The 24,302-nt window shown below is 36.0% G+C and carries 22 protein-coding genes, 1 tRNA gene and 1 pseudogene; 15 read left to right on the plus strand and 9 right to left on the minus strand.

Annotated elements, in window-relative coordinates:
* Nucleotide 1: 1 nt before the first annotated feature.
* The 5 genes from nadD to NMU02_RS07520 are packed head-to-tail and all read left to right on the plus strand — an operon-like array spanning nt 2 to nt 2,671.
* Complete coding sequence (nadD, locus tag NMU02_RS07500; RefSeq protein ID WP_354003110.1) at nt 2-592, plus strand: nicotinate (nicotinamide) nucleotide adenylyltransferase; 591 nt, start codon at nt 2-4, stop codon at nt 590-592.
* Nucleotides 593-598: 6 nt separating this feature from the next.
* A complete protein-coding gene (locus tag NMU02_RS07505) occupies nt 599-1,234 on the plus strand; it encodes a DUF5063 domain-containing protein (RefSeq protein WP_255027071.1) in 636 nt (211 codons plus the stop codon).
* A complete protein-coding gene (locus NMU02_RS07510) occupies nt 1,227-1,856 on the plus strand; it encodes a 3'-5' exonuclease (protein ID WP_255027296.1) in 630 nt (209 codons plus the stop codon). Before NMU02_RS07505 ends, NMU02_RS07510 begins: the two co-directional genes overlap by 8 nt.
* 2 nt (nt 1,857-1,858) lie before the next feature.
* Complete coding sequence (locus tag NMU02_RS07515) at nt 1,859-2,107, plus strand: hypothetical protein (protein WP_255027072.1); 249 nt, start codon at nt 1,859-1,861, stop codon at nt 2,105-2,107.
* Nucleotides 2,108-2,140: 33 nt separating this feature from the next.
* Nucleotides 2,141-2,671, plus strand: a complete 531-nt coding sequence (locus tag NMU02_RS07520; RefSeq protein WP_255027082.1) for an outer membrane beta-barrel protein — start codon at nt 2,141-2,143, stop codon at nt 2,669-2,671.
* 83 nt (nt 2,672-2,754) lie between these two features.
* On the opposite strand, the gene NMU02_RS07525 is transcribed toward NMU02_RS07520, so the two are convergent.
* Together NMU02_RS07525 and rlmD are read right to left on the minus strand one after the other, a co-directional pair.
* A complete protein-coding gene (locus NMU02_RS07525; protein WP_255027084.1) occupies nt 2,755-4,107 on the minus strand; it encodes an MFS transporter in 1,353 nt (450 codons plus the stop codon).
* Nucleotides 4,108-4,204: 97 nt separating this feature from the next.
* Nucleotides 4,205-5,617 (minus strand): 23S rRNA (uracil(1939)-C(5))-methyltransferase RlmD, encoded by a 1,413-nt coding sequence (gene rlmD, locus NMU02_RS07530; RefSeq protein ID WP_255027085.1) that lies wholly within the window; start codon nt 5,615-5,617, stop codon nt 4,205-4,207.
* Nucleotides 5,618-5,837: 220 nt separating this feature from the next.
* On the opposite strand from rlmD, the gene ppdK reads away from it, so the two are divergent.
* Nucleotides 5,838-8,549: a pyruvate, phosphate dikinase gene (gene ppdK / locus NMU02_RS07535; RefSeq protein WP_255027090.1), complete on the plus strand. Its 2,712-nt coding sequence runs from the start codon at nt 5,838-5,840 to the stop codon at nt 8,547-8,549.
* A gap of 136 nt (nt 8,550-8,685) precedes the next feature.
* Here the strand turns inward: ppdK and NMU02_RS07540 are convergent, their stop codons facing one another.
* From NMU02_RS07540 to NMU02_RS07550, 3 genes are all read right to left on the minus strand, one after another.
* On the minus strand, nt 8,686-10,434 hold the full coding sequence (locus NMU02_RS07540; RefSeq protein WP_255027092.1) for a phospho-sugar mutase: 1,749 nt from the start codon (nt 10,432-10,434) through the stop codon (nt 8,686-8,688).
* Nucleotides 10,435-10,522: 88 nt separating this feature from the next.
* Nucleotides 10,523-12,160 carry a C69 family dipeptidase gene (locus tag NMU02_RS07545; protein ID WP_255027093.1) on the minus strand — a complete coding sequence of 546 codons (1,638 nt, stop codon included), beginning with the start codon at nt 12,158-12,160 and terminating at the stop codon, nt 10,523-10,525.
* A gap of 31 nt (nt 12,161-12,191) precedes the next feature.
* The gene (locus NMU02_RS07550) at nt 12,192-13,901 is read right to left on the minus strand and encodes a M23 family metallopeptidase (RefSeq protein WP_255027095.1); all 1,710 of its coding nucleotides are present in this window, start codon (nt 13,899-13,901) and stop codon (nt 12,192-12,194) included.
* A gap of 291 nt (nt 13,902-14,192) precedes the next feature.
* On the opposite strand from NMU02_RS07550, the gene NMU02_RS07555 reads away from it, so the two are divergent.
* The 3 genes and pseudogenes from NMU02_RS07555 (at nt 14,193) to NMU02_RS07565 (ending at nt 15,975) form a co-directional block, all read left to right on the plus strand.
* Nucleotides 14,193-14,269 (plus strand) — tRNA-Asp (locus NMU02_RS07555).
* A gap of 695 nt (nt 14,270-14,964) precedes the next feature.
* Nucleotides 14,965-15,481 (plus strand): annotated as a pseudogene (locus tag NMU02_RS07560) (GNAT family N-acetyltransferase).
* Nucleotides 15,478-15,975 (plus strand): hypothetical protein, encoded by a 498-nt coding sequence (locus NMU02_RS07565; protein WP_255027096.1) that lies wholly within the window; start codon nt 15,478-15,480, stop codon nt 15,973-15,975. The pseudogene NMU02_RS07560 and the gene NMU02_RS07565 overlap by 4 nt, the downstream one beginning before the upstream one ends.
* Nucleotides 15,976-16,087: 112 nt before the next feature.
* Here NMU02_RS07565 and NMU02_RS07570 read toward each other — a convergent pair whose 3' ends face one another.
* From NMU02_RS07570 to NMU02_RS07580, 3 genes are all read right to left on the minus strand, one after another.
* Nucleotides 16,088-16,411, minus strand: coding sequence for a helix-turn-helix domain-containing protein (locus NMU02_RS07570; RefSeq protein ID WP_255027097.1), 324 nt, complete (start codon nt 16,409-16,411; stop codon nt 16,088-16,090).
* 157 nt (nt 16,412-16,568) lie between these two features.
* Nucleotides 16,569-17,210: an RteC domain-containing protein gene (locus tag NMU02_RS07575; RefSeq protein WP_255027099.1), complete on the minus strand. Its 642-nt coding sequence runs from the start codon at nt 17,208-17,210 to the stop codon at nt 16,569-16,571.
* A 31-nt stretch (nt 17,211-17,241) separates the two neighbouring features.
* The gene (locus tag NMU02_RS07580; RefSeq protein ID WP_255027101.1) at nt 17,242-17,733 is read right to left on the minus strand and encodes a hypothetical protein; all 492 of its coding nucleotides are present in this window, start codon (nt 17,731-17,733) and stop codon (nt 17,242-17,244) included.
* Between the two features lie 153 nt (nt 17,734-17,886).
* Between NMU02_RS07580 and NMU02_RS07585 the strand changes: the two genes are divergently transcribed.
* The 5 genes from NMU02_RS07585 to NMU02_RS07605 all read left to right on the plus strand — a co-directional run bounded on the left by NMU02_RS07585 (nt 17,887) and on the right by NMU02_RS07605 (nt 22,042).
* A complete protein-coding gene (locus NMU02_RS07585) occupies nt 17,887-18,654 on the plus strand; it encodes a LuxR C-terminal-related transcriptional regulator (protein WP_255027103.1) in 768 nt (255 codons plus the stop codon).
* 21 nt (nt 18,655-18,675) lie between these two features.
* Nucleotides 18,676-19,038, plus strand: coding sequence for a hypothetical protein (locus tag NMU02_RS07590; RefSeq protein WP_255027106.1), 363 nt, complete (start codon nt 18,676-18,678; stop codon nt 19,036-19,038).
* Nucleotides 19,039-20,388: 1,350 nt separating this feature from the next.
* Nucleotides 20,389-20,526 carry a hypothetical protein gene (locus tag NMU02_RS07595; RefSeq protein ID WP_255027107.1) on the plus strand — a complete coding sequence of 46 codons (138 nt, stop codon included), beginning with the start codon at nt 20,389-20,391 and terminating at the stop codon, nt 20,524-20,526.
* Between the two features lie 188 nt (nt 20,527-20,714).
* Entirely contained in the window at nt 20,715-21,665 is a 951-nt protein-coding gene (locus tag NMU02_RS07600) for a hypothetical protein (RefSeq protein WP_255027109.1), read from the plus strand.
* Nucleotides 21,666-21,667: 2 nt separating this feature from the next.
* Nucleotides 21,668-22,042: a hypothetical protein gene (locus tag NMU02_RS07605; RefSeq protein WP_255027111.1), complete on the plus strand. Its 375-nt coding sequence runs from the start codon at nt 21,668-21,670 to the stop codon at nt 22,040-22,042.
* 297 nt (nt 22,043-22,339) lie between these two features.
* On the opposite strand, the gene NMU02_RS07610 is transcribed toward NMU02_RS07605, so the two are convergent.
* Complete coding sequence (locus tag NMU02_RS07610; protein WP_255027112.1) at nt 22,340-23,278, minus strand: acyltransferase family protein; 939 nt, start codon at nt 23,276-23,278, stop codon at nt 22,340-22,342.
* A gap of 311 nt (nt 23,279-23,589) precedes the next feature.
* On the opposite strand from NMU02_RS07610, the gene NMU02_RS07615 reads away from it, so the two are divergent.
* Entirely contained in the window at nt 23,590-24,264 is a 675-nt protein-coding gene (locus NMU02_RS07615; protein WP_255027113.1) for a DUF421 domain-containing protein, read from the plus strand.
* Nucleotides 24,265-24,302: the final 38 nt, after the last annotated feature.

The following is a 24,302-nucleotide window of genomic DNA, read 5'->3' on the forward strand; positions in this document are numbered from 1 at the left end:
AGTGAGGAAAATAAAAACAGGCATATTTTCAGGTTCTTTCGATCCCATACATACAGGGCATTTGATAATTGCAGATTATCTATGCGAGTATGAAGAACTTGATGAAATATGGTTTATCGTATCTCCTCATAATCCACTGAAAAATTCAAATGAACTATCCGATGATATTCATCGGGCCGAGATGGTAAAACGAGCTATTGTAAGAAACGAAAAATTTAAATTCAGTGATATCGAATTCTCGCTGCCGAAACCGTCATATACAATAAATACCCTCGATTTTTTAAAGGAGAAATATCCCGAACGTGATCTTTATCTGATCATCGGTTCAGATAACTGGCTTGTTTTCGACAAATGGAGAGATTATCAACGTATAAAAAAAGAATACGACATCCTTATTTATCCCCGTCCCGGACACGTCATTAAAAAAGAAGATATTCTACAAAAAAATATTAAGTTGACACAAGCCCCGGTAATCGAGATTTCATCTACTCTTATTCGTAACGGAATAAAGGAGGGTAAAAACATGAACTATTTTGTTCCCGAATCTGTATATGATTACATTGTCGGAAACAACTTATATTGTAAAAAGTAAACTGATATGGATGAAAGTATATATTCAAAAAATACAGTAGAATTTGTAACTGTAGGCGTAGAATTCTGTTCATTTATCGAGCGGGCTCCAGAGTTAAACCGTAACGATTTTATCGACACTTCGATAAAAATACTACCTTTACTCTACCTGAAAGCAGTTTTACTTTCTGAAACAGAAAACGATAACGATCAGATAACTGAGCATTTTGTAACAGAAGAAATCTATGAATATATCCGCGGAAATATAGAACGCCTATTGAGAACTCACGACTCTTATCTCGAAGTATTTCAATCGGATATGCAGTATAGCGACACACCAATTGCGGCCAGTATTTCTGAAGAACTGACCGATATTTATCAGGATATAAAAGATTTTGTTTCTACCTACAGTCTCGGAAACGAACACTCATCGGGAATTGCGTTGGCTATTTGTAAAGAAAATTTCATTTCATACTGGGGGCAGAAATTAGTCAACGTTCTGAGAGCGCTTCATAACCTCCGGTTCTCAGCCGACACCGAAGAAAATTTCGATGAAACGGAAGATGAAAATTACATGCAGAATAACTCTATCTTCGAACAACGTCAAATGCTCTGGAAAGAAGAAAATGGTCTTGATGAATGGGATAAGTGGAATAATGAATAAAACAAACTCTATATCGATAACCAAAGAAGAAATTTCAGGTATGGAACAGGAAATGTTCCAAGGCCGTATTATTGTCATTCAAACTCTCAATGAAGCAGACAAAGCCGTAGATTATCTGTCGGGATTCAAGGTATTGGGATTCGATACCGAAACGCGTCCGTCATTTAAAAAAGGTCATACCCATCGGGTCGCTCTCATACAGATTTCTACCGAAGATACTTGCTTTCTTTTCAGAATAAATATAATAGGATTTACCGAATCATTAAAAGGGTTACTTAACAATGACAAAATAACAAAAATCGGCTTATCTATTCATGATGATTTCACAATGCTCAATCGGGTAAGTTCTTTCGAGCCTCGCAATTTTATCGAATTACAAAGTTTTGTGAAACAATATAATATTTGCGATATGAGCTTACAAAAAATATATGCCATTATATTCGGGAAAAAAATATCTAAATCACAGCGGCTTTCTAATTGGGAAGCCGAAAATCTCACGCCGGGACAACAAAAATACGCAGCGACCGATGCGTGGGCCTGCATACAGATTTATAAAAAACTAAAATCAGACTCTATTCCGGTACCTAATATCTCTGATATAAACCGAACAAATATAATATAATTATGAAAAAAGCGAATATCATTACAGGATGCCTACTCGTTTATCTGGCAGTTATGGCCTATATCGGATGGCCTAATTTTATCGGACAAGGCCGGTATCTCGAGTATGCCGGAATTCTTTTCGGTACGCTGGTTATCATTTTTATTTTACGGTACGTACTTATTAAAAAATCAAAATTGCGTAAAAAACATCAAGAAGAAATAAAAAATTACGCACATTACTCCGACAATGAAAAAGATAAGGACAAATAAATCGAGTTAAGAATTATCTAAACAATAAAAGGTATGAAAAAACACATATTTATTCTGATGTTTCTTGCCCTATCGTCGTACATAATGGCCCAATTGCCCCAAACTGAACGTGGACGATGGAAATTCGACCCTCAAATAACAGCATTCAATGTCGGGGGATCCGATAACGGCCACGGGAAAAACAACAAATTTAAAATGGGGCTGGCCTTTAACGGCGGTTCTTTTGTATATGATAACCTGCTTCTGAATATAGGTATAGGATTTCAGGTCGATAAGCAAGATTCTTATAAAAATAATAACTTACAATTTAGCGCCGGAATGAAATACTACATTCTTTCGCGACTTTTTTTAGGAGGAGAATTCGGCTATGAAAGAAAATGGTATCGCGATTATGACGCATCTTATACCCGAAAAAACAATTACGTATTTTTTGCTGCTGATTTGGGATATGCGATTTTTATTACGCGTAATTTCTCAATAGAACCAGCACTCTACTGGAAACATAGTTTTGCCGACAGACTTAACGAATACGGATTTAAAATTGGATTCGGTTTATATTTCTAAAAACAGATATTTTAAAAACAAATAAAAACGGGGTTCGTACTCTATCGGTATCGAACCCCGTTTTCCATGAATATATTTCTCAATTATACTTTTACTATATTCGGTTTTTCAAGACCGTAGCCATAACGTTTATCGGCAACTTTCAATAAATAAGCCACAATTAACGATAACGTGGCAAAACCGGTAAATACGACCATCGGTACCGTATAATCATATAAATTATTTTCACCGGTATGTCCTATAACACAATATTTATCAAGTATCCAGCCGATAAGATTAGGTACTCCCCACAATCCTATATTCTGAATAAAAAAAATCAACGCATAAGCTGTACCCAACTGACGTGTAGGAAATATTTTAGCGACACTCGGCCACATAGCAGAAGGTACCAAAGAAAAAGCGATTCCCAGAACCAACATAAGGAAAATAGCCACAAACCAATGGGTTACCCACGGTAGAGAATATAAGAAATGTACGAATATCAGCATGGCTGCTCCCAACATCATAATACTGGCACCTTTACCTTTCCGATCGAGAACATTCCCGAAAACCGGAGTCAGGATAAGAGCCCCTAAAGCCGGTAAACCGACAAAAGTACCGGCAAGATCGTCGCTAATACCATATTTATTAGTCATAAGTTCGGACGCAAATTTCTGGAACGGGAATACACATGAATAGAACAATACGCACAATAAGGCAATCAGCCAAAACCCCGGGTTAACAAGAATCTCTTTTACATCTTTAAAACTAAACTGGCTCTCTTCTTTTTCTTCTTCATAATCATCCTGCCTGTCGAGTCTTTTATCCATTACAGAATAAATAAAAAATGCCAGCATACCCACCATAAGCAATCCACCCCCGATTACAACAGGTGTAGATACCGAAAAATGTTTTGCGACAGGAATAGCAACCGAATAAGCAGCTTGAGAACCGATACGGGCTAAAGCAACCTGTATCCCCATTGCAGTACCTAACTCTTTTCCCCGAAACCATTTTGCAATAATTTTAGTAACAGTAATACCGGCTACTTCCGCCCCTACCCCGAAGATAGAATATCCGGCGGCAGCTATAAATACCCCGGCTTTATGCCCTATTATCATTGCACCTTCGGAAAAATGGGCTGTCATTCCGTAATATTGCAAACTAACACCCACAACCATAAGTATAGTCGCAAGCTTTCCGGTAAGACGTATCCCGAATTTATCGAGCATAAGTCCGCCCCATATAAGCATTAATAAAAATACATTCAGGAAACTATATGCCCCGGTAAAAAAACCAAAATCGATACTGGTCCAACCCAAATTCGCTTCGAGCATCGACTTCAACGGAGCCATAATGTCATTAACAAAGTAGGCAGCCATCATCGTAAAGGAAACAATCCCTAAAGCAGACCAACGGACAGCCACCGAATTCCTCAGATTTTCTTGTTTTTTCATATTTACGTTATTTGCTTTTGATATCTGAATATAATAGGAAACTTTATTCCTATATAAAATAAAAAAGCATTATCCGTATGGGATAATGCACATTATGCTAATTTTTTTTCCCTAACAAAACCACATTCTCTACATGGTGAGTATGAGGAAACATATCTACAGGTTGCACCTTCATAACCTTATATTTTTCATCGAGTAACGACAAATCACGAGCCTGTGTAGCCGGATTACAACTTACATATACGATGCGATCGGGTGAAGCAAAAAGTATGGTCTTTATCACATCGTCATGCATACCGGCGCGAGGAGGATCGGTTATAATTACATCAGGACGACCATATTCATTAATAAATTTCTGAGTAAGAATATCTTTCATATCTCCAGCAAAAAATAAAGTATTATCGATCCCGTTAATTGCCGAATTTTCCTTAGCATCCTCGATTGCTTCAGGAACATACTCGATTCCTATTACTTTTCGGGCATTACCTGAAACAAAATTTGCAATCGTACCAGTACCCGTATAAAGATCATATACCAGTTCATTTCCCGTTAAACCGGCAAAATCACGGGCAACTTTATATAACTCATACGCCTGTTCCGAATTGGTTTGATAAAATGACTTAGGACCGATCTTAAACCTTAACCCTTCCATCGATTCGAATATATGGTCTCTGCCTCGGAATACATGTACGGTCTGATCGGTAATCGTATCGTTAGCCTTTTGATTTACGATATATAATAAAGAAGTAATCTGAGGAAATTCTCCAGCTAAATGCGACATCAATGCATTTATTTTCTCATGGTCATTTTCATAAAAAACAACAATAAGCATGATCTCACCTGTAGATGAAGTACGTATGATAATGTTACGCATTAAACCTGTTTGTTCTCTTAAATCAAAAAAAGGATAATCATTTTCGAGAGAAAAACGTCTTATCGAAAGTCGTATATCATTAGAAATTTCATCCTGTAACCAACATTTTTTTATGTCGAGTACTTTATCGAACATGCCCGGAATATGAAAACCCAACGCATTGCGACACTCAAATGTATCCCGAGACTGCATTTCTTCATGGGTAAGCCATGATTTATTAGAAAATGTAAATTCGAGTTTATTCCGGTAAAACCGTGTTTTAGTTGATGCTTTGATAGGCGATATTTCAGGTAAAGGTATTTTACCGATACGGATAAGATTATCGGTTACTTGTTTCTGCTTATAAAATAATTGCTTTTCATAAGGTAGATGCTGCCATTTGCATCCTCCACAAACACTGAAATGAGAGCAAAACGGCTCGACACGATCTTCTGAATACTTATGAATTCTCAGCACTCGTCCTTCTGCATATTTATGTTTTTTACGGTACAGTTGCAAATCAACTATATCTCCCGGCGCTACAAATGGGACAAATACGACCAGTTCATCGATACGAGCTATGGCTTTACCTTCTGCTGCTACATCAGTTATTTCTACCTGTTCGACAACCGGTAGTTCTTTCTTTTTTCGTGCCAAAACAATACTTTTAAAATAAAAACAAATTCGTTCAAAGTTAAACATATTTCTTAAACTACCCTTAGGCCTCGGAGAAAAAAATATCGACATGCAAAATATTCGCGAGAATACTTGCAAGTTCAACCATAAAGCATATTTTTGCGAATTATTACATAAATGTCATTTTCTGGCAATGACCGGAAGATAATGTTTTCACCCTGAAAAACATAATTTTTTTAAAATGAAAAGAGTTTATACTTTTGGGAACGGAAAAGCAGAAGGCCGTTCCGACATGAAAAATCTGTTAGGAGGTAAAGGTGCTAACTTGGCGGAAATGAATCTCATCGGAGTTCCCGTACCTCCCGGTTTTACAATTACCACTGAAGTTTGTACAGAATATAACAAATTGGGTAAAGATGCAGTTGTCGCTTTATTAAAAGATGAAGTAGAGAGCGCAATCGAACATGTTGAAAAATTGATGGGAACCAAATTCGGAGACGCTCAAAATCCGTTATTGGTTTCTGTACGCTCGGGTGCTCGGGTTTCGATGCCGGGCATGATGGATACTGTATTAAATTTAGGAATGACTGATGAAGCAGTAGAAGGTATCGCCAAAAAATCAGGGAATCCCCGTTTTGCATGGGATTCTTACCGCCGTTTTGTTCAGATGTATGGCGATGTAGTTTTGGGAATGAAACCCAAAACTAAAGAAGACATCGATCCCTTCGAAGAGGTCATGGAAGAAGTAAAAGAGCAAAAAGGAGTTAAACTCGATACCGAACTCTCAGTAGACGATCTGAAACTTTTAGTAAAACGTTTTAAAGCTGCAGTCAAAGAACGTACCGGGAAAGATTTTCCCGACGATCCTTGGGAACAACTTTGGGGAGCAATATGCGCCGTATTCGATAGCTGGATGAACGAACGCGCTATTTACTATCGCCGCATGAACCAGATTCCTGAAGAATGGGGTACGGCTGTAAATGTACAAGCCATGGTATTCGGGAATATGGGAGAAACATCGGCAACCGGTGTTGCTTTCACTCGCGATGCTGCAACCGGAGAAGATATTTTCAACGGAGAATACCTAATCAACGCACAGGGAGAAGATGTTGTAGCCGGTATCCGTACTCCTCAACAAATTACCCTCGAAGGTTCTCGCCGTTGGGCAACATTACAGGGCATAGAAGAAAGCGTTCGTGCTTCTAAATATCCTTCTCTCGAAGAAGCAATGCCCAAATGCGCTAAAGACCTCATCGAAACTCAACAGAAGCTCGAAGATTATTTTAAAGATATGCAGGACCTTGAATTTACTATTCAAGACGGCAAATTATGGTTACTGCAAACACGTAACGGAAAACGTACCGGTGCTGCCATGGTAAAAATCGCCATGGATATGCTAAAAGACGGAATTATCGATGAAAAAACCGTTTTGAAACGGATGGAACCGCAAAAACTCGACGAGTTGCTGCATCCCGTATTCGATAAAGCTGTATTGAAAAATGCGAAAGTTATGGCAAAGGGGCTACCTGCCTCTCCCGGTGCTGCTACAGGACAAATCATATTTTTTGCAGACGATGCCGAAGTTTGGGCTGAAAAACGGAAAAAAGTCATTTTGGTACGTATAGAAACTTCTCCCGAAGATTTAAGAGGAATGAATGTGGCGCAAGGAATCCTTACCGCACGTGGTGGTATGACTTCGCATGCTGCAGTCGTTGCCCGCGGTATGGGAAAATGCTGTGTATCGGGTGCCGGTGAAATAAAAGTCGATTACAAAGCCCGCACTTTGGAAATGAGCGGTAAAGTTTATAAAGAAGGAGACTGGATTTCTCTAAACGGATCGACCGGTGAAGTATATGACGGCCAGGTAAATACCGTAGATGCTGAAATGAGCGGAGACTTCGCCAGTATTATGGATCTTTCTGAGAAATATTCAAAAATGTATGTTCGTACCAATGCCGACACTCCCCGTGATGCGATGGTTGCCCGGAAATTTGGTGCAAAAGGTATTGGCCTCTGCCGTACGGAACATATGTTCTTCGAAGGTGATCGAATTAAAGCCATGCGCGAAATGATTCTTTCAAAAGACGAAGAAGGTCGTCGTGAAGCATTGAAAAAATTACTCCCGATGCAACGTCAAGACTTTGAAGAATTATTTATGGTAATGGATGGACTCGGTGTCACAATCCGCCTTCTCGACCCTCCCTTACACGAATTCGTCCCTCATCAGTTAGCTACACAAAAAGAACTGGCTGAAGAAATGGGAATGACCATAGAAGAAGTAAAACTTGCCTGCGATGCATTGGAGGAGTTTAATCCAATGTTAGGACATCGAGGTTGCCGCTTGGGATGTACCTATCCCGAAATCACTGAAATGCAGGCCAGAGCTATTATAGAAGCTGCTCTCAACGCCAAAGCACGAGGGGCTAAAGTTACACCTGAAATTATGGTTCCTCTGGTAGGGGTGGTAGAAGAACTGAAGATGCAGGCAGAGATCATTCACAATGTTGCAAAACAGGTATTTGCAGAACGAAACGACTCTATCGAATACAAAGTAGGTACGATGATCGAAGTTCCGAGAGCTGCTGTTACTGCCGACCAAATCGCCACAGTCGCCGATTTCTTCTCATTCGGAACAAATGACCTTACACAAATGACTTTCGGCTACTCACGCGACGATGCAGGTAAATTCCTAAAGATATATCAAGAAAAGGGTATCCTTAAAAATGATCCATTTGCTATCCTCGATCAACAGGGTGTAGGGCAACTTGTTCGTATGGGAACCGAAAAAGGCCGTTCGACCAAACCCGAACTAAAAGTCGGCATCTGTGGGGAACACGGCGGAGAACCCTCATCGGTTAAGTTCTGCGCATCTTTGGGTATGGACTATGTAAGTTGCAGTCCCTATCGCGTTCCCATCGCACGCGTAGCAGCAGCACAAGCCGCCATCGAATAAAAATTATCAATAAATATTATAAAGAAAAAGACGGAGTTTCCGTCTTTTTCTTTTTGTATAAAACAAAAACATGTGACTATAAAAAAGGTGTTGAGGGTTACCACAACACCTTTTTTTATAGAAACTTATACTTCTGTCAGATTCCCAAGGAAGCCTTTACCGCCTCGATCTTCTTATCGGCTTCGGCATTTGCTCTATCATAATCATCTCTCGACTTGAGCTCACCTCTTACCTCAATATAGAATTTAATCTTCGGTTCGGTACCCGAAGGCCTGATCGATACTTTCGTACCATCTTCGGTAAAATACTGAAGAACATTAGATGTAGTAGGCATATCGAGAGTATATTTTTCATTTTCCACCAAATCGTTGGCAACAAGAGAAACATAATCTTTAATAAGTACTACTTTAGATCCTGCAATTTCACTCATCGGATGTTCCCGATAATTTTTCATCATGGCTTCGATCTCTTCAGCTCCCGATTTTCCTTTACGTACAACCGAAATACCCTGTTGCTTAGAATATCCGTATTTCAGGTATATATCCTGCAACATTTCGTACATCGTTTTGCCGTTATCTTTTGCCCATGCTGCAATCTCGGCCATGATAGAAATCGCTGAAACCGAATCCTTATCACGTACGAAATCCTCTACCAAGAAACCGTAACTTTCTTCTCCCCCACCGATATATTTTTTCTTTCCTTCATTTTCACGAATTACGGCAGCAATCCATTTAAATCCGGTATAACAATCGTAATAAGGTACATTATTCGCTTCGGCAATGTCCTTTATAAGTTCAGTCGTTACAATCGTTTTAACGATAAACTCATTACCTGTAAGCAATCCTAATTCTTTATAACGGGTAATCAGATAATTAAGGAATATCATACATATCTGATTTCCGTTTACAAGAATAAACTCTCCCTTATCGTTTTTAATAGCGATACCGATACGGTCGGCGTCGGGATCTGATGCCATAACGATATCCGCATCCACCTCTATTCCTTTCTTAATCGCTAAATCGAGAGCTGCAGGTTCTTCGGGATTCGGTGATACAACAGTAGGGAAATCACCACTTACCACATCTTGCTCTGGGACATGTATAACATTAGTAAATCCGAAAGCATGCAATGACATGGGAACCAATTTTACACCAGTCCCATGTATGGGAGTATAAACAATCTTCAAATCTTTATTCCGTTCGATAGCTTCCGGACTTAACGAAAGAGTTTTAATGCGTTCGATAAACAATTTATCCATTTCTTCCCCGATTATTTCTATCAACTCGGGATTCCCTTTAAACTTAATGTCTTTAGCCGAACGTATTTTATTCACTTCGGCAATTGTATTTTTATCGTGCGGGGAAATCATTTGAGCCCCATCATTCCAATATGCTTTATAACCGTTATATTCTTTCGGATTATGAGATGCTGTAATGATGATACCACTCTGACAACCTAATTCACGAATAGCAAACGACATTTCAGGAGTAGGGCGTAAAGATTCGAACAAATAAACTTTAATTCCATTTGCAGAAAATATATCGGCCGAAATTTCTGCAAACAAACGACTGTTGTTACGGCAATCATGACCCACAACGACCTTTATCTGAGGCAAATCGGCAAACTCTTTTTTCAAATAATTAGATAACCCTTGAGTCGCAGCACCAACCGTATATATATTCATACGATTACTTCCGGCTCCCATAATACCACGCAAACCTCCGGTACCGAATTCCAAATCTTTGTAAAACGATTCTATTAATTCAGTTTTATCTTCATTCTCGAGCATTCTGCGTACTTCGGCTCTGGTCTTTTCATCATAACCATCGCCTAACCAGGTTTGTGCCTTCGCAGTCACTTCTTTCAAAAGGGTTTCGTTTTCCATATCATTATAAAGTTATAGATTAATTACTTACTGTAATTATACAAACTTACGTAAAAATTTTATCAATTCCGAATATAAAAGTCATATTTTAGAACGTAACTTTCAGACGATCGCCGGCATCTTTTGCCACTGCCCTATAATATTCTTCGGAATAACCGGGGAAATCAGGAGATTCGGGTTTTCCATAAGGATTCAACATAAATTTTCCATCTTTCTCTTTTTTTCGATTACCGTCGAGATACTTTACAAGCAGATATTCACCTAAATCTTTCCAGCGGGCTGTCGTTTGTTGAGCCTGTGCGACACTATATGCCGTAAGAAAACGTATAGCAGCCGTTTTATCATTTTTATACATTTCTGTCGCCGCTTTATCGATTATAGGTTGCATGGTATTAAAGTCCGTTTCGATCTGTTCCTGTACAGGCCTTATATCTTCTATCATCAAATTATATCGGTCATAAGCCATATTAGCGACCCAGTTGTGTACCCAAAATGCAGAAGTCCAGGATAATTTCAAAAGGCTGCCGTTATCGGGGCTAAAACATTCGGGAACCTCAGTCGTACAACAATAGATAGGCACATATATACAAGTATTTGCATCATCCACTCCAAACCAAAGTACTCCTCCGATCGCATCAGGCAACCACGATCTCATTTGAGCGACAAGAGTAAAACCGGTTTGTTGGGTAGCGATAGCCCGTTCCATAACATATTCCTGACCATCGACTTTAAACGTCATCGGACGAAAACGATACGGACTTTTAAAAGGACCGGCTCCAATATCCTGTGTCATATCAAACGGAGTCCCTTCGAAATGATCGCGCATACCGTTTTTCATATCCTGTACCGATAACTTTCTATCGGGCTTTATATACAAAGGTATCGGCGTCTTCGATTCACCTTTTATATAAGACAAATAACTGTCCATGTTCTTATTATACTTACGGAAAAAAGACCAAACACGAGCTTCACAGGCACGCAATGCACCGAAATCGGCGGGGGCATATGCATTCGAAAAACTAAAATCTTTATTTAAACCGTTGAAATAACCCTTTTCTCGAGCAAAAGAAATAACGTCGGGTGAATACATGCAGTTCTCCTTATCATCCAACGGGAAGGTATGTATACGTGAATGATTAGCGTGGGCCGAAATACAATCGTCAGGAATACGTACGGCTACCCATACCGCCCCCTTATTATGAGGTCCTTTCCCTATCATTTCCATTATCCACACTTCGTTGGGGTCGGCAATCGAAAAAGATTCTCCCGTACTGTTATAGCCGTATTTCTTCACCAAATCGGTCATTACCTTTATCGCTTCTCTGGCTGTACGGGAACGCTGTAAAGCAATATACATAAGGCTTCCATAATCGACAACACCTGTAGTATCCTGTAATTCCGGACGGCCGCCCCAAGTCGACTCTGTTACCGATACTTGATATTCGTTCATATGTCCTATCACAGCATAAGTACGTTCTACCTGAGCAATACTGCCCAACGGCTTACCGGTATCCCAATCGGTGATATCCAGTAAGGTCCCTTTCGGATAAGTCGCCGCAGGGAAATATGGTAAAGCTCCGTATAAAGTATGAGAATCGGCCGAATAAGTTATAAAGGTAGAACCGTCGGTCGTCGCATTACGGCCCGCCAGCAAACTGGTACAGGCTTCTACTTGTGCAAAACTGAAAATCAGCGATGCCGTCAACAAAAATGATAATTTTTTCATCGTGTGTTATTTAGTTTTAGTTTCTATATATTTACCAATAAAATTTCGTTTCGTATTTACGGGTATTACCGCAACCATCGGTCGCAAAAAATATGACTTTATGCATTTTCCCTTTCACAACATGTTTTGTTGAAAGACGGCATTCTGCAATATTTGTTTTTCCGTCCATAGAGAATAAAATAAATTTTCCATCGATTTCTCCCCTGAAAGAAGACAAACCGCTCCCCTGTTCTTTTATACGTATACGAATCAATCCCGTTTTTCCCCACGTTGCTTCCTTTAAAGGGAGTAAAACAGGAGCCTCGGTATCGATTTTAATTGCATAACGTCCCATATCGCGAACCTTTGCCGTAAGATAACCGTTTTCGTATTTCCCTCCGCACGAAGTTTCTTGCCCCGCACCGGTAATTCGCACCATATAGTACTGTCTCTTATCGGCAATAGTATCTTTATCGACTCTAATGCGGAGTGTCGTATATCCCTTCAAAGGAATATACTCATCACCGATGTTATGTATAGCCGATACATATGCAGGACTGCTTACACAAGAATACCCGAATATAAAATTTTCGAATAACGTTCCTTTCGGCAATGTCCATTCCAAGCCATCCCGTTTCACAAAATACTCGGTATCATATCTGAATAGCCGTTCACCTTGTTTAGGAATTAACGAAGGAATCGGTTGTTTTCTCCCTTTTACCGTAAATGAAACATTACTCGTATTACCGAAAATATCTGAAAGTTGATATCGGATATGATAGTCCCGTTCCTCATCGATTGTAACGACTCCCCCGTTAACGACTCCCGAATAAATAGGAAGGGGATTTCCCGGATCTACCAGACAACGCATAACAAACGAACGATTTTTACGCCAATCGGCATAATCGATCAATGAGTTTACCGAGCGAGTTACATCAAAAGAAAAACGATCGATAAAAAAAGAAAAAACAGGTTTTTCATCTACCCATACACGCAACGAATATATTCCATAAATATTTCCCGTATTATTCATACGATCATAAGCTTTCACTCCGAAATAAATATTCCCCCATACCGACGGTTCGATCGACGTTGTATAAGACGTTCCTCCTTGAGTTACAGGTTTTAGGTCGAAACGACGACCTTTACCGGCAACGACCCCTTCCCCCGGTACCGGAAAAACAGATACCAATCGCACCTCGGGCGCACGAGTATCCGTCAACTTATCTTTAAAATATAATGCAGGATTTATAGGAAATTCCGATTGTGTTTCACGCATTTCAAAATGCAAATGAGGACCGCCTGAACTACCCGTATTACCACTATATGCAATTATTTGTCCCCGGTGTACCTTTATTTCATCTTTCTTAAAATAAAGATTTACCGTAAAACTTTCAGCTTCATATTGCTTACGTTCCACAATCCCGGCAATAAACGGAGCAAACCGAGAGAGATGCCCGTAAACAGTCGTAATACCGCTCGGATGGTCTACATACAATGCATAACCATATCCATAAGGCGATACGCTTATTCTCGAAACATATCCGTCGTCGGCACAATAAACAGGTAGTCCGGTTCTTCCTTGCGTTTTAAAATCGAGTCCCGAATGAAAATGATTATTACGCAATTCTCCAAAATTACCACTTAATAATAAAGGTATTTTAAGAGGTTGCTCTATTGTAACCGGGTTATGGGTAATAATTACGGTTTCCCGTGGTAAAACCGTAAACAAATTAAGTAATATGATCAATATATTCAGCATAATGCCTTTTTAAAATAAGAGAGACAAAAATAAAAAAAATAACCGAAGGCCAAAAACTGCTTCATTAAATATATATCCGGATGAACGTAATTTTTATTTTTTTCGCAAAAATACACCGGGTACATAATTTTACATTTTTTATATTTTACTCTTTTCGCCCTGTTTTTCGTTCACACCCAATTAGTTTAGGTACTGGGAATTCTTATTATCGATGCGCATTACTTTAAAATTCTAAGATAACTCTTGCCGGAATCAAAAAAACAATTACCTTTGCAACCGCTATTCAGAAATGGTGCGGTAGTTCAGCTGGTTAGAATACATGCCTGTCACGCATGGGGTCGCGGGTTCGAGTCCCGTCCGCACCGCCAAAACCTTAAGAAAAAAGATGCAAAACCCTGAAAGTTAATGACTTTCAGGGTTTTCTGTTTTTAAGCAAACAGGCAAAATAAGGCAGTTTTAGGGGGTATCCGGTGTCCCGATAGGTGACATTTTTTGTCGTCGAATTTTTGTCACCTTTTAGGTATACAATTCACTGAATTACAATACTTTACACACTATTCTATTCTGGGTAACTTCGTAGTTTTAACCTTTAAAATTTAACGTGTTTATAACAGACTGTACCGTATGCGTAGTTTCTCGTCATGATATTATCTATAGTTTGTCTTATTCAATTTATAGGATATAATTTCTTCAAAAGCTTTGATTCTCGTAACAAGATTCTTGATGTATCAATATACTTTTCACAGCTGTTGTAATTTGCTCGTATTTAGGTATTTTAGTATGGAAAAGAGGTATACTTGATTTTCTACATATCAAATTGCTTGGTAATTTTATTTTCGACCTGAAAGATATTGATATTAATAGTTTTGTAATATTATTTTGTCTAAGTGCAATGAAAATAGAGTTAAAACATAACATAAAACTAATAGATTTAAAGAACTACCTAAAGGGATTATTTAAGAAAAGGATTAGCATGTAAATTAAATTATACTACATTACTAAACGAATAATAAAAAAATAGGTAATTTCCCCATAAAAAAATATACTTTATATAAAACAGAATATGAAAGCAGATTTTATAATCAGAGTAGCTCAGCAATCGGATGTCATTGAGCTAAAAAACTTATTTCAAAATACTGTTCTTGCAATAAACAGGCGCAATTATTCACAAGAGAAAGTTGAAGACTGGGCAACGTGCGGAGATAATCTCTCTGAAATAGAAGATATGATAAAAACTCACTATTTTATTGTAGCTATTAATCAACGGTCAGAAATCGTAGGTTTTTCATCTATCACTCTTCAAGGTTATTTACACTCTATGTTTATTCATAAAGATTTTCAGGGTGAAGGTATTGCTACGATACTTTTAGAAGAAATAGAACGATATGCAAACACTGTTGGGATTATGCGGATCACATCTGAAGTGAGTTTAACCGCTCGTCCTTTTTTGAAAAAAAGGTTATATAGTTGAGGAAGAACAAAAGCGCAAAGCGAATCAGCTTTCTCTCACTAATTTTTGGATAGCAAAAAACTGGTTTAAATCTAAGTATACAAGTGAAAACAAAAAATTGAGCATATGAAAAAGTTGATACTATTTTTTACAAATCCGATTATTGGAGGAATCTTGTCTCTAATAGGAATTTTGGAAATACTTTTTAGTATTCCATCTTCATATCTAAACTATAGAATATCATTGTGGATAATAGTTTTAGTCGTTGGATTTATCATTTTTGCATCATATTTATATAAAAAGCTACGAATTTTATATTTTATTAAAACATATAATTCTGATAGTTTTGGAGGATCTCGTACTTATACATGGAAATGGAATAAAACCACATATTATACCAATGTATACGGATATATTCCCGACCATATTAATGTTCAAGATACAACAAAGTTAGATCCCGATACAAAAGTATATGATTTCAGTCACTGCATAACAAACAAGGATTTATTGCAAGAATATATAATGGTTAGTTTATACGATAAGGTAGAAAACAGTAAGCAGACTAATCTATTTATACAGCAATTGCATAACCTTGAAGCTCATTATTCTAAGCAAAGGCAATAAGACTTTTATTTTAAATAGAAAGTAAATATCGGCGGAAGAACAACAAAAACTTGCCCAAAAGAAAAAACATCCCGGAACTGCCACGTGTACAGATCCGGGATGTTTTTCAGCCTTACTTATTTGCTCCATGTTCTTTTTCGAACTTTTGAAGCGTGCCCACATCGAACCGTTCCTTTATGAACTCTCGTACATCGGAAGCCCGGTAATAGGCTTTTCCGCTAATCATCATAAAGGGCAGCAGTTTCTTGCTTCTCAATCTCTGTAATGTCCGGGTGCTGACTTTGAACAACAGACATAAGTCTTGATTATCCAGTAGCTTATCACCGGGCATTACTTCGGGATTGGTTTGCAAACTCTTTACATCTTTACCTACTTCTTCCAGTTTATCAAGTAGCTTTAGCATCCAGTCTTTGAAATCGTAATTATCTACATACATATTACTTCATTTTTCAGGTTATACATAAATGATTACCAATCAATTGATGAAGCAAAGTTCGGAAAAGGGAAGCAAAGAAAATGGGGGAATGGTACACCTAATCCCCCATAAATAATTCGTAGCACGTTGAATATCAATATAACAAGAAAAATCATTTTTACAAATGGTTATAACCATTATCTCTGCTCTTTTTTATAATAGCGACTTTCAAGCTATCTAAAAATTCTGTTATTTTAGTAGGTTTTCTTTTGATAACCGCAATTTCTTTTTTGTATATATCTCTAAAATTAATGTTGAACATCTTTTCAAAAATCCGGGCAACATCACTTAAAAAGATGTCTTTGTTATCAATCCGAACTATTCCATCTCTGATATAAAAAATAACACAAACCAATTCCATTATATCTACGATTTTAATAACCTCATTGTTTAAGTAGAATGGAGATTTCCAATCAGATTCTATATTGATGAAAAATTTTGGATATTCCATTTGGCGATAGATTAGTTCTTCTTCCATATTTATCAAAGAAAAGAGTTTATCAAGATATATAATTTTCAGTTTATTATTTTCAGTAGGAGAAGTTTCTTCTAATGCTTTTATTGTTCCGAAATCTATATAACTCATATTTAATTGCCTGATAAGTATTTTATTATCATGCTCTTTATTGAGATAATCGAATAAATCTTCAACAAATTCAAGATATGCAGAAGTTATTTCTTCTATCACAGATTTTTCCTTTTGGCAAGGATGCTTTAGCAATTTATATATTTGTTTTTCTGTTAAATCCCATTTTGGCATAATCTTTCTTAGAAGACAAAGTGTAATTGTTTTATAAGTTTTTTGCTATCTTCTGCCATTTTTTCTGCCTATGTTTATAAAATTTAAGCGTCCACCAAGCGACAAGAGCTGTTAAACCACCTGCATATAAATCGACCATATCTGTATATCTTGTTACATTAGGAGAAATTTCTTCCATTTTGATATAATGATTCCATATAGTTACTTTTTTATTATACTCATTTGTTACTATCTCTCCTGTACTTTTATCCATTTTGATTACGTTTATTGTATGTTTTCCTACAGGAATAAATCCATGTAGGAACATTTTAAAGCAAAATTTTTTCCCTTCTTTCCAAGTAGGAGAAATATTATCATAAGATATAAAACTGGCTTTTGGCTTGCAAATTTTTCTTAAGGTATCAATATCCTGAATTTTACACCAAATACTTTCCCTGTTAGCTTCAAACTCAGAAGTAACAACTACTCGACCTCCTACAACCTCTTTTCCGCTACGTGTCATTAAACAAATTTTCTTTATCATACTACATGAATTAAAATATTAAACATCTATTTATCTTATACTTATACTGATTTCATTATCTTTGTGCAAAGATAGAAGCAATAGACTCTAAAGGCAATAGTCATTTATAATGAGAGAACGTGCAAATGTCTAATAATCAGATATTTTTAAAATATGATAATTGAGGAAATTGAGAAGCAAATAATAAACTTACTCCCGACATTAAACATACTACTTGATGAGGTAGACTATTCCATTCTCGAAGAAAGGAAAAAGGACTGGAAAAAACTCTCGGAAGTTACGCACAGTATTGTGTTGGCGTTTGATTGCTATACTAAAAAATTTGTATTTGTTTCTGATAACATTCCTGAATTATATGGGCTTGATTCCCATAGATTGTTTATAGACGGGCATCAGCCGGTAGTAGAGGTTATACATCCGGATGATATATACTACGGATTACTTGTAAGAAAGAAAATCTATTCGATATTAAGTTCGTTCTTCAATGAAGAAAAAATGAACTATAAAGCCATTCATGAAATGCGGGTAAGGAATCTACGAGGTGAATATATCCGTATAATAGAGCAGGAACAGGTCATTGAGTTGGATAAATCAGGCAATATTTGGCTTATGCTGTCGGTTATTGATGTTGATGCAAGACATGAATCAGAAATTATTAAAAGTCATTTATACAATTTAAAAACGGGAGAGCAGATTTTTATAGATTTATCTGATACATTGGATGAACCTTTAACAAATAGAGAGTTGGAGGTTTTGCGGTTGATGAAGCAAGGTTTGTTAAGTAAGGAGATAGCAAATACTTTGAAAGTTAGCATCAATACGGTGAATACTCATAGACAAAATATATTGCAAAAGCTAAAAGCTAATAATTCGATTGAGGCTGTAAATTTTGCTCAAAGGTTAGGTTTGTCCAATAAGTAAATATCATATAATAGTAATAAAATGGAAAATAAAAATGTTACCATAGTAGATTTATTTATAGATATTCTGTCTAAAAATAAAGATATACAATCGCAAAACATGGTAAATTGTTTAAAAGTTTTCATTCGCATTCCTGAATGCGCTGAATTTTTAAATGTTGTTATTATTAACGTAATGGGATATAAATCTCAAATAAAATCTACAACAGTAGATAAAGCTGTTGAATGTATAATTAAACAGTCTAATATTAGCGTAGATGAAGATAATTCCCTTGGTGAACATCAAAAACAGCAAATTAAGAAAGATAATGAAAGCATATTAAGAATGTGTGCAGACATCACCAAGAATAAGTTAAAGGAAACTGAACAACTTATTGAAGATTAGTTTGCCTAAAAAACAGAAATACATTCTAAATATTACTATATCTGTACCAACTCAAACAACTATCGCAACACCGAGCAAGCCAAAGTATTGCACACGTGGGTTTATTAGTGGGAGAAAGAATTTCGAGCTTATTAAAATATTGGTTCAGTGAAGATTAAAACTTAGGTTCATCTTCCGTCCGCACCGCCAAAACAATTCAAATCCCTTGAAAATAATTGATTTTCAAGGGATTTTTCTTTTGGATCTCAACGGAGAAACCAATCCAATAACACGCTGTGACGCATTCTGATACATTGCGTTTTCCAACAAGCCACCCTCTTAATTATATTCCTGTCTGCAAATAGTCTTTTCCAACAAATCGCCATGCTCATGCCTTGACGAAATACCCAAATAACTTTTGCATAGTCTCCCGATTGATACCGATTGAGAGACCAACGGTGCAACCCACAGTGCAATACGCATACTGTGAGCTGCACCGTTTTTGTTCTATACCTTAATTATAATATATCGGCAGAATACTAATTCTTGTCACTCCATTATTCATCCACGTAAGTAAAGTTGATCTCCCCATTGGTCTCCCGAAATTGTGGCGATGCAGCCCGGCCCGCATTGCGAGAAATATTATTCCATTTCGCCGTGCGTATATTGCTTGAATAATCCCATTAAGTTCATTGATCCCGATGGCAGACATGTGGGCTATATTAATTGCAAAAGATGGAGCTTCTGGATATGGGGTCACATAGAGGCTCTAATAAATGATAAAAATGGAAATCACTATATATAGGACGATAGGGACAAATGATAATAATGTTTTATCCGTCAATAGAAAAAGAATCCAAATTTGTTTTCTGATCTTTTTTATAGTAATTGCTAATGCAAAATCGAACGAAACTTACTATAGACCGTATTGGAAGATATGCTTTCGGGAAATGACACCTTCGATTTGCAAAAAGCCGTGTACTGTGTTAAATATGTGTGGTAAGAAGGTAATCTAAACAAACTGTATTTTGACAGACAAATAGAAGAATATCATAAATTTTGCAATTAACGACCTATGGAACAACGATTTATATACAGATTAAGGTAGAAAGGAAATGGGTCGCTTCGAATTTTAGCAGGTACGGACATTCTAACTGTTAAAACTCTCTTGAGTACCTTCAAGATAACTTTTCAATAGTCTATTTTAATAATTCCAAAAAACAAATAAATGACAAAAAAAATCTCTGCTATTCAAAAGCAAAAACACCTCGCAGGTAATTTTTGAGGTAGATATTAGATTTTATAATGCGACTCATTAATCGTATTTTTTGTATCTTCACAACAAAATAGAGGTCAAACGGAATCAAATGAATGAAAGCGACTTTTTTCAAAACAAAAATACTAATAAAAGCGACACTTGTCATTCATGAAAAGCTCTCCGAAGTACAACAAGAAATAAATACCTCGATACTCCGACAAATTAGTAAAGTATCGAATGACAAAGATTGATCACAGAGAAAGATGTTTACGATTGATTAGACGGGTAAATCAAAAGCTAAGTTGTACCTTATGCGTACTTATCACAAATTTCACACACTAAGATTCCCGGTCAAAAAGCAATTTTTTACAGTCGTAAAGCTATTGAAACTTATTTCAAAGAAAATGAATATAAAGGATTAAGATAATGCATATAACCTATGAATTGGAATAATTTTATCGATATAGTTAAACTACTTCGGCCCCAATATTATAATCGAATCACATGGCTTCTGATTACAGCGGCAGTACCTTTGCTGACAACGCCTTTATGGATTGATATTGTTAATATAATTTTAGGAGAAATTAAAATAGGTATTATTGGGAGATACGATTCGTTAATTGGTGTCGCTGTTATAATAATTGCATTGATTTATAATACAGTCCACAAATATATAGTTTTAAGGTATGAAACTCCTAACGAACCAGCTTATAAAAAAATTAAACAAAATAATATTCATGACTTTGGAGCTTTATGCCAGCAGCTACTTCCTATTATAAGGGATAATGAATATATATTTAAAAATTGCGGACCAAATTCAAATGCGACAGAGGTAGGTGAACTGAGGACCGATTTAACCGTTTGGAACAATCTAAAAAAAGACTCGATCATACCTAATAACAACGCTATTAAAAACCTAATAGAGCAGAATAAAGATTTAATACCAAATCAGTATCAAGATATTTTTAATAAATTAATTTTGCATATAAAAGCGTTTGATATGCACGTTAAAAACCCTAACTTCGATTACACTCAACATCAATTTCCTAAAGATATATCAGAGATAATTACAAGAACGTGTTATAATTATGCAAAGGACAACAAAAGATTGAAGCACATACAAAGGTGGTTATCAAAAAAAATAAAATCATCACATATTGAGAATGGATTCTTAATAGGTTCTATTTTATTATACCCACAAGAGGCAAAAGACGCTGATATCGTCTTATTATCTAAAGACGATAATAAATCGATTGATAGCGTAAATGCGCTTAAATTTGATTTTAAGATTAAATTTAAATTGAATTTACATGTAACACTCTTCGATTCAAAAAACAACGCCGAGTATAACTCATTCGTAGATAAAAATATTATTAAAAAAGTATTGTAATTATGGGAAAAGATTTACATTATTCAATTAGACCATTTATTGAGAATGCATTAAAAGGTCATAATAAAGTATACTCAATTCAACCTATTGATTTAGATGATTTTTATGCATACAAAATAATCAGAACTTTTGGTTTGTCTGATATGATAGTCGTGTTAAGTGATGATTACTATTTTAGTTCATCTTCTTTACATGCTAAACCTGAAATATTAAAAGAAGGAGGATTCTTTTTAATAGCCAAACCCGAAGCTAATGATTATTTTGCTTCATTTCCAGATGAAAAACTAATTGTTGGGAAATTAGGTATATTACTTGGAGCAATCAATAAAGAGGAGTTTTGGAAATACACTATACCCCCAAAAAGGGAATCAAAATAAATTAATTATCAATACGTAATTTGTAAACCACAAAATATTATCCAATTTTCTTCTCTTCGATTAAAAAGATACCACCAATCTAAGTCCGAAAAATAGACAAAAAAGACAATTTTAGAGGATTTTTGGTGGTCAAATAAATGAGATTTTACTCATAATTCATCACCTACTAATATTTTAACAAAATGATATTCACTGGTTTAAACACTACTATCTCAAAGGAAATTCCATAGTTTCAACCATTTAAATTTAACACAATCATAAAAGATGTATTATATCCGATATCAGGTAAAATAATTATTATAGCTGAATTATATTTGTTTTACCACAAAAAAAACGGGATAAATTCATTTTATCCATACACCATGCAATAAAAAAGCAACCACCGAATACCAAAATTAAAGATATACACATAAAAATTATACCGGTTTTGTCAAATGAGAGATAAGGCAAAAATATTTTAGATAAGATTGTAAATATCGGTGAAAATAGTAGAATAACTAAAGTGTTACGTCCGATAAACACACTCGATGACTTTATTTTTTGCGGTAAATAATCGTATAGCCAAATTAAAACATTTATAACCAACCAAACAATGATTATTCCAGACAAAGTAAAACGGTCTAAATTTATCGGATAATAACAAAGGATTGCCAGCGGTATCAACGCAAAAAGTGAAGGTTTAAAAAAAGAGAGAAAATTCTGTCCGCTCAAACTAAATATAATTCCTATGATAAAATATATGGCATTTTCAAAAGATAAAACACCGATAAACCGATCCATACCCCATAGACATATTCCTAAAAGAATGATCAATGAAACCGGTTTGACAAATGAAAATAAGCGGAATAAAATATAATAAGTCGTACTGCAAATGATCAGTGTATGTAAGTACCAGTATGGACCTAAAGGAGAAATAAAGATTTTATTTAATAAAGTATATACAGTTATTTCGCTTACACTTTCACGAACAGGAAGTATTGCCGACATTAAAACATACCCCAATTCCATAACCGTGTAAGGAATAAATATCCATAACATAGTATTAAAAAAGTGTGTTGTACTTTTACGTACGTTCACTAAATAACCCGATATTACTAAAAAAGCAGGCATATGAAATGTGTAAACTATCTGTTTTGCATAAGGATATTTATCACCGATATATACCAAATGGAAAATTACCATTAAAATGATAAAGACACATTTTAAATAATCAATTTGATTTATCCGACTCCTCATTATAAACAAATATTTATTCTATTATAAATAAACTATTGAAATATAATATCGTACATTTTTTACCCCTGCTGGTAATATTAAAATAGCCTATCAATTGCACTATGAATTACTTAAAAAATTATTTTTAGCAATAAAAATAAACATTTTAATAATCACATATTATTTAACTAATAAAGTTATATATTATTTATATATATTTAGCAGTATATTCTGCAATCACAACAACCATCTACCATTTAATAAATACCAGATAATTAACAACCAAAACCTCCTTATAAACGTTATAAGTCCAAAAATTCAATTTATTCACTATGATTTATTTCACTATTGCCGTTAAAATCGTTGTAGGTATGATTGGGGTACTCTTCTTCCTGCGCATATCCGGGAAAACACAAATGGCCCAACTTACTCCTCTCGATTCGGTAAATGCGTTTGTTTTAGGAGCTCTTGTAGGTGGTGTCATCTACAGCCCGGATATTTCGGCCTGGCTACTCGTATTTTCATTAGCGGTATGGACGTGTTTTAATATGAGTATACGATACCTGCTTCGATTTAAATTTATGCGACGACTAATTAAAGGAGATACAGTAATGATTGTTCGCAACGGACAGATCAATATGAAGGAATTTAAACGTAATGGATTGGAAATGGAACAATTCAGGACTTTACTCCGTGAAAAAGGAATATTCTCGATGTTAGATGTCGATAATGTACGCTTTGAAACGAATGGTCAAGTAACCGTATCGCCTCGTAATTCTAAATCGGAATCTTACCTTCTTGTAAATAATGGTTCACTGATTATGACATCATTAGACAATGCTGGAAAATCAGAGAAATGGCTCAGAGAAAATCTGTCAAGAAAAGGTTATCATAATATCGAAGATTTATTTTGTGTTGAGTGGACTCCTGACCGTGGATTTTATATTGCTAAAATAGACGTAAATAAAAATATGGCAGATAAAGATACCACCGACATCGACAACTGAAATATAATACGATGAAGCGGGGCTTATCTGCCCCGCTT

It is taken from the genome of Coprobacter tertius, from assembly GCF_024330105.1.
GTDB classification, from domain to species: domain Bacteria; phylum Bacteroidota; class Bacteroidia; order Bacteroidales; family Coprobacteraceae; genus Coprobacter; species Coprobacter tertius.